This is a genomic window from Nonomuraea longispora, assembly GCF_004348345.1.
Classification (GTDB): domain Bacteria; phylum Actinomycetota; class Actinomycetes; order Streptosporangiales; family Streptosporangiaceae; genus Nonomuraea; species Nonomuraea longispora.
Genome location: NZ_SMJZ01000085.1, coordinates 21885 through 33804 on the forward strand (window position 1 = coordinate 21885; position 11920 = coordinate 33804).

Genomic DNA, 11920 nt, shown 5'->3' on the forward strand with positions numbered 1-11920 from the left:
ATGTTCACCGAAAGCACAGTGGCGGTGTCCAGCGAACCGGCCGTCGAACTGTTCGTCGCGCGCACCGTTCGTCCGGCTGGACGGGTGATGTTGGTGATCCACGGTGGTCCCGACTGGGACCACACCTACCTGCGGAAACCCCTCGACCAACTCGCTGGCTGCCACCAGCTGATCATGCCGGATCTGCGCGGGTGCGGGCGTTCCACCCGTGGACTCGCCGATGATCAGTACACCCCTGCCGCGGCCGTCGAGGACCTCATCGCGCTCTTGGACGTCCTGGGCTGCGGGCAGGTTGACGTACTCGGATTCTCCTACGGTGGTCTCATCGCTCAACGCCTGGCTTTGGCTGCTCCCGAACGGGTGCGACGGCTGATCATTGCCTCCAGCAACATTCTCCCCGTGCCCTCGGATGCTTTTGACGGCTGGCATGAACGCGCCGAGCGGCTCACCGCCGAAACAGCAGTGTGGTCCGATACATCTCTGTCTGGCCCCGAACTGACCCGCGCGGCCGCTGTCGCCTCAGCCAGAGCGAACGTCTGGCGCCCACAAGCACTGGGCGATTACCTTGGCCGCCTGACGCGCATCCACTTCACCGCCGAGTGGTTGCGCCCCCTGCGGGCCGGCATCCTGCCCACCGCCCGCCCCGAGGATTCGGCTCGGAAACTTGCCGCCGTCGGTCATCCCGTGCTCTTGCTCCACGGGCGACAAGACATGACTTTCCCTGCGGCCCTGATCGAGCACACCGCGGAGTTGATTCCCTCCGCCAGAGCCGTGGTGATCGAGGAAGCAGGCCACATGGCTCATATCGACCAGTCCCGGGAGTGGCTCAACACCGTCGCCCAGTTCCTACGCTGAGATCAGCATCGACAACAGGGAACCCGAGAGCGATCGCGCGGCGGGCATTTCTCGCGGAGACCAAGCAGTCCGTCAGCTGCGGACCGTGACTCTCTGCGTTCATCGCCTCGCACCAACCACGAGGCGATTGCTCATACATCACCGACGAACCGGTGCCCACCAAGCCCGGATTTCTGCATTTCCGCTGCAACCAGTGCTCACCAAGTCGCGGACCCTACAAGGGCAGGACTCACGCCAGAGCGGCCTCGATCACCGCGCGGGCCACGTCCGCCACCGCGCCCGCCCGGTGGCCGGGGTTCTCCAGCACCACGCCCACCGCCACCTCCGGCGCGTCCGCCGGCGCGAACGCCGTCATCAGCGCGTGGTCGCCGGTGACGATGCCCTTCTCCGAGGTGTCGGACTTGGCGGCCACCTCCACGCCGGGGATGGACGCCGGGCCGCCCGCGTGCGTGACCGTCGTCATCATCGCCGCCAGGTACCTCGCGAGCACGGGCGACAGGGCCGTACGGTAGGGCGCCGGGTCGGCCCGGCCGATCACCGAGCCGTCCGCCAGCCGCTCCTCCTCCACCAGGTACGGCCGCATCAGCACCCCGTTGTTGGCCACGGCCGCCGACAACATGGCCAGCATCAGCGGCGTCACCCGGTCGTCGTGGCGGCCGATCGCGGACAGGGCGGTCCGCGCCCGGTCCATGCCGACGGGGAAGACGCTGGGCGTCGTGCCCAGCGGGATCGTCAGGCCCGTCGCGTTGAACCCGAACGCCTCGGCCTGGTCGCGCAGCAGGTCCTGCCCGAGTTGCAGCCCGATGCCGGCGAACGCGGTGTCGCACGACGCCATGAACGCGTACGTGAGGGTCGGGCGCTCCTGGGCGCAGCGCTCGCCGTTGTCCACGTACATGGGGGTGCCGGGCAGGCGCAGGCGGGCGGGCGCCTCCACCACGGTCGACGGGGCGTACTCGCCGGAGGACAGCGCCGCCGCCGTGGTGACCAGCTTGAACGTGGACCCGGGCGGATACAGCCCGTGCAGCGCCCTGTTCACCATCGGCCGCGCGGGGGCGTGGCGGATGCCTTCGGCCGTCTCGGCGAGGCGGTCGCGGTCGAAGGTGGTCAGGGCGTTCGGGTCGTAGGCCGGGTAGCTGGCCAGCGCCAGGATCGCGCCCGTCGCCGGGCTGATGGCCACGGCCGCGCCGGGGACGCCGGTGGCCCTGAGGCTCTGGTAGGCCGCCCACTGCACTCGTTCGCTGATCGTCAGCCGGACGTCGGCGCCCTCCACGACGCCGTCCCTGACGAGCGATTGCACCCGCACCTTGGCGTCCCTGCCGGACAACACCGCGTCCTGCGCGCGTTCGATGCCGGTGGAGCCCGCCAGGGAGACGTGGCCGGTGACGGGGGCGTACAGCCGGCCGTGCCGGTAGACCCGCCGGTAGAGGTAGGGGCCCTCGCCGGTCGGGCGGCTGCTGGCGACGGGCGTGCCCTCGTAGGTGAGGATGTCGCCGCGCGGACGCTCGAACCTGGCGATCAGCGGCCGCTCGTTCCTCTGGTCGGCGTTGAGCGTGTGCGAGCCGAACGCCTGGAGGAGCGTCACGTGCGCCAGCAGCACGAACAACATCGCCGCGCACGACCGGGCGACGCGGCGGAGCGGGATGTCGATCCGCCGCGCCCACGATGCCATGCACTTCGGTCTACCAACCGAGGCGCAAAGACCGTGCTAGATGAGGCTGCGGTAGTAGGAAATCTTGTTGCTGATGTAGCTCTGCCGCTCCCCGAGGTTGGCGATCTGCGCCCGCACCTGCTCGTCGTGCTCCTCCAGGAGCTTGATGCGGTCGGGGATCGTGTGGTCGCCCGCGCGTACGAGCTCGGCGAAGCGGAGCATCTGGGCGATCGGCATGCCGGTGTCGCGCAGGCAGCGGAGTGTGCCCAGCCAGCCGATGTCCTCCTGGCTGAACCTGCGCTGCCCGGCCGCGTTCCTGTCGACGCGTTCCAGCAGGCCGATCTTCTCGTAGTAGCGCAAGGTGTCGATGCTGAAGCCGGTTTCCTGCACGACCTGGGCGGGTGTGTACACGCTCACATGCCCAAGCATCGCACCTGGAGTGCACTCCAGGTCAACCTGTCCCGGCGGGGCTTGACATGGAGTGCGCTCCACATTCCAGAGTCAGCCTCATGAACATCGCACTCGGCACGATTCCGTTCGGCACGACCGTCGACCTGACGGACACGTTCGCCCTGCTCGACCGCTTCCACGAGGCGGGCGGCACCATGCTGGACACGGCCAACAACTACCCGTTCTGGGTGGAGGGCCGCACAGGCGACGAAAGCGAGCTGGCCATCGGCAGGTGGCTGGCCGCGAGGGGCAACCGGGACGAGATCTTCATCAGTACGAAGGCCGGTGCCCGCCCCACCGTCCCCGGCGACACCACCCTCGGCTCGGCGGAGGGCCTGTCCGCCCCCGTGATCGAGAGGGCCGTGGAAGGCAGCCTCAGCAGGCTCGGCACCGACCACGTCGACCTGTACTGGTCGCACGTCGAGGACCGCTCCGTCCCCCTGGAGGAGACCCTGGGCGCGTTCGACGCGCTGGCCAGGCAGGGCAAGATCCGCGCGGCGGGGGCGAGCAACATCGCGACGTGGCGGCTCGAACGTGCCAGGAACGTCTCCGCCTCGAACGGCTGGATCGCCTACACCCACGTCCAGCTGCGGCACACGTACCTGCGGCCCCGGCCGCTGACCAGGCCGGCCGAGGCGGGGCACACGCTGGCCTCCGACGAGACCTTCGACTACCTGGCCGCCGAGCCGGACATGACGTTGTGGGCGTACAACACGCTGATGTTCGGCGCGTACACACGCCCTGACCGGCCCATTTCCGAAATGTACGATCACCCGGGGACGACCCGGCGCCTGGGCGTGCTCCACGAGGTCGCCAAGGAACTGGGCGCGACCCCGAACCAGGTCGTCCTGGCCTGGCTGATGGCCGACGGCATCGTGCCCATCGTCGGCGTCTCGACGATGCCCCAGTTGGAGGAGGCCATCGGCGCCGCCGACCTCAAGCTGGACCAGGAGCTCCGCACCCGCCTGGACGACGTCCCCGCCTGACCGGTCGCCCGGGGCTAGGGGAGGTGGTCGGCGAGGTAGCGGCGGACGAGGTGCTTGCACTCGGCGATCAGCTCCGCGTTGCCACAGGGGTCGGTCCTGAAGGCCAGTTTGAGCACCGCGTCGGTCGCCTCGACCGCCACCAGCAGCGCCCGGTCCAGGCCGGGGCCGACGGGCGCGTCCAGCACTTCGAGGGTGAGCCTGCGCAGCCGGTCGGCCACCACGACGTTGTTCTCGTGGGTGCCGTCGAGCGCCTGCTTGCTGCCCTCCACCGGTGCGCCGCCCGCGGTGACCAGCACCTCGCCGAAGTCCATCACCGAGAACCCGGGAGTCGTGCGCTTCATGTCGACGAACTCGTCGACGGCGAGGTCCACGAGGTCGGTCCAGTGCGCAAGGTCGGCCGTCGCGACGCGTTCGGTGACGCGTCCGAGGAAGGCCTCCAGGTTGCGCCGGGCCAGCGCCCGCACCAGGCCCTGCTTGTCGTGGAAGAACTGGTAGAAGGTACCGATCGGCACCTCGGCCCGCCGGGCGACCTCCTTCGTGGTCAGCGCGTCGTAGCCCACCTCGTCGAGCAGGAGCGCGCACTCGTCGAGCATGCGTTCCACCCGTTCCAGGCTGCGTCGCTGGGCGGGACGGCGGCGCAAGGTACTCGTCATGGTCACCATCCTGTCCTATTACCGGCAGGCAAGGTCCATCGCTTCGGCCTCGTGCACGTGGACTTCGCGCGACCCAGCGCCGCGCCCCGAAGGCGTCGTACGCGTGGCTGAAGGGCTTTCTGGCGGGTCAGAACACCGACACGTGAACGTGGTCGTAGTGGTTGGCCGTCGCGCCGCCCCGGTTGGACATCGGGTCCCAGCCGCCGCCCGAGCGGATGTCGTAGTAGCGCTGCTTCCAGATGATGTACATCACGCCGAGCCTGGCGCCGTTCTTGATGAGCCACGCGGCGAGGGCGTCGCCGTTGGCCGCGTCGGCGCCGGTGGCCATGGTGCCGCCTCTGGACATCATGAAGTCGCAGGCCCGGCCCTTGCCGTGTTCGCCGGGGTCGCCGGGGCGCAGGCAGCCGACGCCGTACTTCATGGGGAAGTTCTGCATGATCTCGGCGCGGACCGAGACCATCCGCTGGGTGAGGCCCTCTGATCCGCCGGGCTGCTGGAAGCCGTACTTGGCGAGCAGGCGCTGGACCTCGCGCCGTCTGCTCTGCATGGCCTTGATCTCCTTGCGCAGCTTCTCGATCTTCTCGTTGGCCTTGAGCTTCGCCTCTTTGTGCTTTTTGATCAGCCGCTGGATGTTCTTGACCCGCTCGGTGCGCTCGTTGGCCATGTAGCCCATGTTGGCGGCCTGGCCCAGGATCTTGTACGGGTCCTCGCTGGGCGCGATCAGCCGGTGGTTGTCGAGCGGGCCGAGGATGTAGGCGGTCTGCGCGATCCGGCCCACCTCGGCCTGGGCGGCCTTCAGCTTGGCCGCCAGGCCGCCCGAGGTCTGCGTGGCCTTCTTCGCCTGGATCCTGACCTCTTCCAGGATCTGGATCTGGCCGCGGTACTGCTCGCTGAGCCGGGCCGCCTGCTTGGTGAGCTTGCGCAGCTCAGCGGGTGAAGGATCGGCGGCGGCCGGCGGTGTGGGGTGCAGGCCGAGCAGCCCGGCGAGGACGGCGACAAGAACGGCGAAGCGCCAGATCCTCACACCCGTCCCCTCCCCTCACAGACGGACCGAAACTATAGAAGATGATCTTGTTCTCTGTCATCCGAACGACGGAACTGCCGCACCTTTGGCGATGATTCGGGGCATTTGTCCGACCCAGCGGCATCCCGGAAAGTTGGGCCTTGTGTAGATCGCTCCAAACGTCAAGATGACGGCGAAGTCGTCTCCGCGAAGGGGCGGACACCCGTGTCTCGATCATCGATCCTCGCCGTCGCCGTGATCCTCGGCTTAGGCAAGGAACCAGGTCGTCCAGGTCGCCGAGGAGAGCTCGTTCGAGGCGGACCTCGGAGGCTGGAACGTCGGTGACCCGCCCGAGGGCTCGGCGCCGTCGATCAACAACTGGGTCCGCACGGACCAGCTCTTCGAGGAGGGCGGCGGCGTCGTCACCAAGGACACCGTCTACCTGGGCTTCGGGGCCGAGAGCGTGATCGGCGACGAGGCGCGTACGGACCTGGTGAGGCGGTCGATGCGGCACCTGCTCGGCGATCCCCGCTGAGGCCGGCCGAGGGGGCGCTGCGCACCGGCCGCGCTCCCCTTGCGTGCTCGTCCAGAACATGGTTCGGTCGCCTTGAGACCTCTCCAGGGCAAGCAAGCATTCGGTCAAGCGAAAGGCTCACGACATGCGCCGGCACGACAAGCTGTTCATCGGGGGCGAATGGGTGGCCCCAGCGGGCACCGGAACGATAGACGTCGTCTCCCCGCACACCGAGGAGGTCGTCGGCCAGGTGCCCGACGGCACGCCCCAGGACGTCGACCGCGCGGTCGCGGCCGCCAGGCAGGCGTTCGACCACGGGCCCTGGCCCCGGATGACGTTCGCCGAGCGGGCCGAGGTGATCGGCAGGCTGGCCGCGATCTACAACGAGCGGCAGGGCGAGATGGCCGGGCTCATCACGGAGGAGATGGGCTCGCCCATCACCTTCTCCAACCTCGCGCAGGCGCCCCAGCCGCTCGGCATGCTGCAGTTCTACGCCGAACTCGGCAGGACGTTCGCGCAGGAGGAGGAGCGGCCGGGGTTGTTCGGCCCGCTCACCGTGCGCAGGGAGCCCGTGGGCGTGGTGGCGGCCGTGGTGCCGTGGAACGTACCGCAGTTCGTCACGATGACCAAGCTCGCGCCCGCGCTGCTGGCCGGCTGCACGGTCGTGCTCAAGCCGGCGCCGGAGACGCCGCTGGACGCGTACCTGCTGGCCGAGTGGACAGCCGAGGCCGGCGTGCCGGCGGGCGTGCTCAACATCGTGCCCGCGGGCCGCGAGACGGGCGAGCACCTGATCTCCCACGCGGGCGTCGACAAGGTGGCCTTCACCGGCTCGACCGCGGCCGGCCGGCGCATCGCGGCCATCTGCGGCGAGCAGCTCAAACGGGTCAGCCTGGAGTTGGGCGGCAAGTCCGCCGCCATCATCCTCGACGACGCCGACCTGGCCGCGAGCATGGGCTTCCTGTCGATGGCCAGCCTCATGAACAACGGCCAGGCGTGCGTGGCCCAGACCCGCATCCTCGCCTCGCGCAACCGCTACGACGAGGTCGTGGACGCCGTCGCCAACATGGTCACCTCCCAGCCCGTCGGCGACCCCGCCGACCCGGCCACCGGCATCGGCCCGCTGGTGGCCAAGCGGCAGCAGGAGCGCGTCGAGAGCTACGTCAGGATCGGCATGGACGAGGGCGCCAAGATCGTCGTCGGCGGCCTGGAGCGGCCCTACGACCGGGGCTGGTACGTCTCACCCACCGTCTTCGCCGGCGTCTCCAACGACATGCGCATCGCCCGCGAGGAGATCTTCGGCCCGGTCCTGGCCGTCATCCCGTACGACGACGAGGCCGACGCCGTCCGCATCGCCAACGACAGCGACTACGGCCTGGCCGGCACGGTGTGGACGGCCGACGCCGACCACGGCATGGAGGTGGCCCGCCAGGTCCGCACCGGCACGTACGGCGTCAACTGCTTCATGTTGGAGACCAACGCGCCCTTCGGCGGCTACAAGGCCAGCGGCATCGGCCGCGAGCTCGGCCCGGAGGGGCTCAACGGCTATCTGGAGTACAAGACCATCGCGCGTCTCGGCTGACCGGAGACGGAAGGAGGGCCCCGCGGTCGGCCGCGGGGCCCTCGCGATGCAGGATGTGCACCCAGCGCGCCCCCGCAACGCTAGGTGCAAACCCCGCCACTCACAGTGCATACCCCACTCCCCACGGTGATCCACCTGATGGAGGCACTGAAAGTGCGGATTTTCCTACCCAGGGTGATCCGCCGGTGGCGGATCACGACGGGCGACCGCCTGACTACTGAAGTATGTCCCATGGTCACCGTCACGTCGGTTTCCATCCCCAAGGACTTTCTCCCAGCGGTTTTTATCCATCCGCCCTAGGTAGACGTGTATTACTCAAGAAAAGTTCGAAGAGATCCATTTGCCGATTTTGGCGATGAGTTCAGGGGTGGCGGCGGTCTCCGCGTGGCCGTACCCCGGCTCGATCCAGAGCTCCTTCGGCTCACGCGCGCCGTCGTAGAGCTGGTGGGCGTGGTCCACGGGGAAGAACCCGTCGGCGTCGCCGTGGACGATCAGCAGCGGGACCGGCGAGATGAGCCCGGCGGCCTCGTGCGGGGGCATCGGGATCGGGTTCCACGCGCCGGGGGCGATCCTGGTGCGCTTGACCAGCCGGGCCGCCAACCGGCCGGCCCGCCGCTCGATGGCCCAGTGCACCTGCCGCATCGGCCTGGTGCCCCGGTAGTACCACCGGGCGGGGCCGCTGACCGCGACCACCGCTTCCACGCCGCGCATCAGCCCCGCATGGCGTACGGCCACCGCCGCCCCCATGGAGAAGCCCACGACCGCGACCTTCGAGTAACCCACCACCCGGGCATGCCGGACGGCGGCGGCCACGTCGAGGATCTCCGCGTCCCCCACGGTGGTCAGCCCGCCCGAGCGGCCGTGACCCCGGAAGTCGAAGGCCACCACGCCGCCGTAACGGCTCAGCACGTGCACGATGCGGCGCGGGGCCCGCTCACGCCACGAACCGGTGAAACCGTGCGCCACCACGATGCCGACGTCCAGGGGCCCGGACGGCGCCGGATCGGCCCCTGCCGCGGGCAGTCTGGCGGGTGTGTGCGAGGCGTCGATGCGGACCCCGTCCTCGGTCCTCAGCATGACGGGGAAGCTGGGCGCGAAAGGCATGAGAACGAGCTTAGGTTCGCTCCGCGTCCATCCCGTGCTCGGCCGCCCATAGGCCGCCGCGCCCCGGACCGCGCCTCGGTGTCGTCCTGCGCCATGGCCGGCGCGGACACCGCCATGAGAGGCGGACGATTCCGCGCCGCCGGCCCGTCTGCATGCATAGGTCCAGCCCGGCGGCCAACTGCTTCCTCGCCCAGATGGGTCAGCACCCCGGCCTGGGTCCAGTGGTGACCGGTTTTCCCGGCGATCGCCAGCGCCTCCTCCCCGCAGCGCCGGGCCTGGCGCGGGCGGCCGGGGCAGGAGACCCCGTTCATGGCTTGTTCATGGCCTTCCCCTGCCATGGGTCCGGCGCCCCGCCGGTCACAGGTCGAGCGAGCTCACGATCGTCCGCTCGTCGACGACGCGCAGCGCCGGTTCGCGCAGCAGCCTCCTCGCCAGGTCGTAGGGGGCGACGACGACGCTCGCCCGACGCTCCTCGGCGAGCACGCGGCAGCCGACCAGGCTCGGCTCGTGGGCCACCACGACGTGGGCGCCGCACGTCATGGCCAGGTCGATCACCCGCAGAGCCCTGAACGGATCGTTCACCGCGCTGATCACCACGTCGTTCTCGGTGATCGCCGCCCGCGCGGCGAGCCTGCGCAGGTCGCCTGCCAACTCGCCGTGGTCGAACACGCGCCGGCCGTCGAACGTGAGCGCCGGACCCGCCAGCGGCCCGAACTCCACCTCTCGCTCGTCGAGCAGCTCGGTGAACGGCTTGGCCCCCTCGACCGGGCGGAAGGAGTAGACCTGCTCCACCCGCGTGGCGGCGGGGTCGTAGTGGCGCTGGGTGATCAACATGCGGGCGGAGCCCGAGGCCGCGAGCACCACGACCCCTCCCGCCCAGGCGACGGAGTGGGTCGCCACCGGCAGCGTCGCCCCTGGCGGGACGTTGACGATGACCTTGTCGCCGTAGCGCAGACCCTGGCTGCGCAGGCCTGCCGCGGCACGGGTGACCCGCTTGACGAACGTCGCGTACGACAGCACCTCGCCGGTCCGGACATCGCTCACCGCCGGCTGTTCGCCCCGTGTCGGCGCCGCGGCCATCACCAGCTCTGTCCAGGTCATGCCGTTAATGTAGGGACCCCGGCCACGATTGCCATGCGCACAATTGTGCAACCGGCTATGTACATGAGCCTCCCTCCACCGTCCGCTCGCGCTCGCCATCAGAGGGGATCAACTAGACTTGGTAGGTCGCGACTTCGCGCGGCCGCCCTCCACGACACAGAGCGAGACCTCATCATGCCTTTGAACAGCCGCGACGACCTGCGGAACATCGCGATCATCGCGCACGTCGACCATGGCAAGACCACGCTGGTCGACGCCATGCTCTGGCAGTCCGGGGCCTTCCGCGCCAACCAGGACGTCGACGACCGGGTCATGGACTCCAACGACCTCGAGCGCGAGAAGGGCATCACCATTCTCGCGAAGAACACCGCGGTCGACCACGGCGGCATGACCATCAACATCATCGACACCCCCGGCCACGCCGACTTCGGCGGCGAGGTCGAGCGCGGGCTCTCCATGGTCGACGGGGTCGTGCTGCTGGTCGACGCCTCCGAGGGGCCGCTGCCGCAGACCCGGTTCGTGCTGCGCAAGGCGCTGTCGGCGAAGATGCCGGTCATCCTGTGCATCAACAAGGTCGACCGCCCTGACGCCCGCATCAAAGAGGTCGTCGACGAGGTCTACGAGCTGTTCATGGACCTCGACGCCACCGAGGAGCAGATCGACTTCCCGATCGTCTACGCCTCCGCCAAGGCCGGCAGGGCCTCCATGGAGCGCCCCGACGACGGCTCCATGCCCGACTCCGACGACCTCGAGCCGCTGTTCGACATCATCAAGTCGACCATCCCCGCGCCGACCTACGATCCGAGCGCGCCGCTCCAGGCCCACGTCACCAACCTCGACGCCTCCTCCTACCTCGGCCGCATCGCCCTGTGCCGCGTCCACCAGGGCGTCATACGCAAAGGCCAGCAGGTGGCCTGGTGCCGCACCGACGGCACGATCCAGCGCGTCAAGGTGACCGAACTGCTCATGACCGAGGCCCTGGAGCGCAAGCCCGCCGAGGAGGCGGGCCCCGGCGACATCATCGCCATCGCCGGCATCCCCGAGATCATGATCGGCGAGACCCTGGCCGACCCCGACGACCCGCGCCCGCTGCCGCTCATCACGGTCGACGAGCCGGCCATCTCGATGACCATCGGCACCAACACCTCGCCCCTCGTGGGCAAGGTCAAAGGCTCCAAGGTCACCGCGCGCATGGTGAAGGACCGCCTCGACAAAGAGCTGGTCGGCAACGTGTCGCTGCGCGTGCTGCCCACCGAGCGGCCCGACGCCTGGGAGGTGCAGGGCCGCGGCGAGCTGGCGCTGGCCATCCTGGTCGAGCAGATGCGCCGCGAGGGCTACGAGCTCACCGTGGGCAAGCCGCAGGTGGTCACCAAGGTGATCGGCGGCAAGGTGCACGAGCCCGTCGAGCGCCTCACGGTCGACTGCCCGGAGGAATACCTCGGCGCGGTCACCCAGCTCCTGGCGGTGCGCAAGGGGCGCATGGAGCACATGACCAACCACGGCACCGGCTGGATCCGCATGGAGTTCGTGGTGCCGGCGCGCGGCCTGATCGGCTTCCGCACGGAGTTCCTCACCGAGACCCGCGGCACGGGCCTGGTCCACCACGTCTTCGACTCCTACGAGCCCTGGTTCGGCGAGCTGCGCACCCGCAACAACGGCTCGCTGGTGGCCGACAGGTCCGGGCCGGTGACCGCGTTCGCGATGCTCAACCTGCAGGAGCGCGGCACGCTGTTCGTCTCGCCGACGACCGAGGTCTACGAAGGCATGATCATCGGCGAGAACTCCCGGTCCGACGACATGGACGTGAACATCACCAAGGAGAAGAAGCTCACCAACATGCGCTCCTCCACCAGCGAGGAGACGGAGAAGCTGATCCCGCCGCGCGTGCTCTCCCTGGAGCAGGCGCTGGAGTTCATCCGCGAGGACGAGTGCGTGGAGATCACTCCTGACGCCGTGCGCATCCGCAAGGTCGTGCTCGACTCCGCCGTCCGCGGCCGCGCGGCGGCCCGCGCCAAGCGCGCCTGACC

The 11920-nt window shown here is 69.4% G+C and carries 10 protein-coding genes; 4 read left to right on the forward strand and 6 right to left on the reverse strand.

The genetic code is table 11. The features are described from left to right. Nucleotides 1-855, forward strand: coding sequence for an alpha/beta fold hydrolase (locus E1267_RS22290; protein ID WP_132334528.1), 855 nt, complete (start codon nucleotides 1-3; stop codon nucleotides 853-855). A gap of 229 nt (nucleotides 856-1084) precedes the next feature. On the opposite strand, the gene E1267_RS22295 is transcribed toward E1267_RS22290, so the two are convergent. After that, a complete protein-coding gene (locus E1267_RS22295) occupies nucleotides 1085-2524 on the reverse strand; it encodes a peptidoglycan D,D-transpeptidase FtsI family protein (RefSeq protein WP_165959731.1) in 1440 nt (479 codons plus the stop codon). 36 nt (nucleotides 2525-2560) lie between these two features. Further along, nucleotides 2561-2920, reverse strand: a complete 360-nt coding sequence (locus tag E1267_RS22300; protein WP_246064133.1) for a MerR family transcriptional regulator — start codon at nucleotides 2918-2920, stop codon at nucleotides 2561-2563. A gap of 92 nt (nucleotides 2921-3012) precedes the next feature. Here E1267_RS22300 and E1267_RS22305 point away from each other — a divergent pair, with 92 nt between their 5' ends. Continuing rightward, nucleotides 3013-3939, forward strand: a complete 927-nt coding sequence (locus E1267_RS22305; protein ID WP_132334530.1) for an aldo/keto reductase — start codon at nucleotides 3013-3015, stop codon at nucleotides 3937-3939. Nucleotides 3940-3953: 14 nt separating this feature from the next. Here E1267_RS22305 and E1267_RS22310 read toward each other — a convergent pair whose 3' ends face one another. Beyond that, nucleotides 3954-4592, reverse strand: coding sequence for a TetR/AcrR family transcriptional regulator (locus E1267_RS22310; RefSeq protein WP_132334531.1), 639 nt, complete (start codon nucleotides 4590-4592; stop codon nucleotides 3954-3956). 127 nt (nucleotides 4593-4719) lie between these two features. Continuing rightward, nucleotides 4720-5616 (reverse strand): VldE C-terminal domain-containing protein, encoded by an 897-nt coding sequence (locus E1267_RS22315; protein ID WP_132334532.1) that lies wholly within the window; start codon nucleotides 5614-5616, stop codon nucleotides 4720-4722. Nucleotides 5617-6254: 638 nt separating this feature from the next. Between E1267_RS22315 and E1267_RS22325 the strand changes: the two genes are divergently transcribed. Further along, the gene (locus tag E1267_RS22325; RefSeq protein ID WP_132334533.1) at nucleotides 6255-7688 is read left to right on the forward strand and encodes an aldehyde dehydrogenase; all 1434 of its coding nucleotides are present in this window, start codon (nucleotides 6255-6257) and stop codon (nucleotides 7686-7688) included. A 315-nt stretch (nucleotides 7689-8003) separates the two neighbouring features. Here the strand turns inward: E1267_RS22325 and E1267_RS22330 are convergent, their stop codons facing one another. After that, nucleotides 8004-8792, reverse strand: coding sequence for an alpha/beta hydrolase (locus tag E1267_RS22330; protein ID WP_246064134.1), 789 nt, complete (start codon nucleotides 8790-8792; stop codon nucleotides 8004-8006). A gap of 357 nt (nucleotides 8793-9149) precedes the next feature. Beyond that, complete coding sequence (locus E1267_RS22335) at nucleotides 9150-9893, reverse strand: AMP-binding protein (protein ID WP_165959732.1); 744 nt, start codon at nucleotides 9891-9893, stop codon at nucleotides 9150-9152. Nucleotides 9894-10067: 174 nt separating this feature from the next. Between E1267_RS22335 and typA the strand changes: the two genes are divergently transcribed. Then, nucleotides 10068-11918 (forward strand): translational GTPase TypA, encoded by a 1851-nt coding sequence (typA, locus tag E1267_RS22340; protein ID WP_132334535.1) that lies wholly within the window; start codon nucleotides 10068-10070, stop codon nucleotides 11916-11918. Nucleotides 11919-11920 lie beyond the last annotated feature (2 nt).

Bases quoted from the DNA above. Each gene is read 5' to 3' on its own strand.
- E1267_RS22290 (WP_132334528.1), top strand. From the start codon at position 1: ATGTTCACCGAAAGCACAGTGGCGGTGTCCAGCGAACCGGCCGTCGAA.
- E1267_RS22295 (WP_165959731.1), bottom strand. From the start codon at position 2,524: ATGGCATCGTGGGCGCGGCGGATCGACATCCCGCTCCGCCGCGTCGCC.
- E1267_RS22305 (WP_132334530.1), top strand. From the start codon at position 3,013: ATGAACATCGCACTCGGCACGATTCCGTTCGGCACGACCGTCGACCTG.
- E1267_RS22310 (WP_132334531.1), bottom strand. From the start codon at position 4,592: ATGACGAGTACCTTGCGCCGCCGTCCCGCCCAGCGACGCAGCCTGGAA.
- E1267_RS22325 (WP_132334533.1), top strand. From the start codon at position 6,255: ATGCGCCGGCACGACAAGCTGTTCATCGGGGGCGAATGGGTGGCCCCA.
- E1267_RS22330 (WP_246064134.1), bottom strand. From the start codon at position 8,792: ATGCCTTTCGCGCCCAGCTTCCCCGTCATGCTGAGGACCGAGGACGGG.
- E1267_RS22335 (WP_165959732.1), bottom strand. From the start codon at position 9,893: ATGACCTGGACAGAGCTGGTGATGGCCGCGGCGCCGACACGGGGCGAA.
- typA (WP_132334535.1), top strand. From the start codon at position 10,068: ATGCCTTTGAACAGCCGCGACGACCTGCGGAACATCGCGATCATCGCG.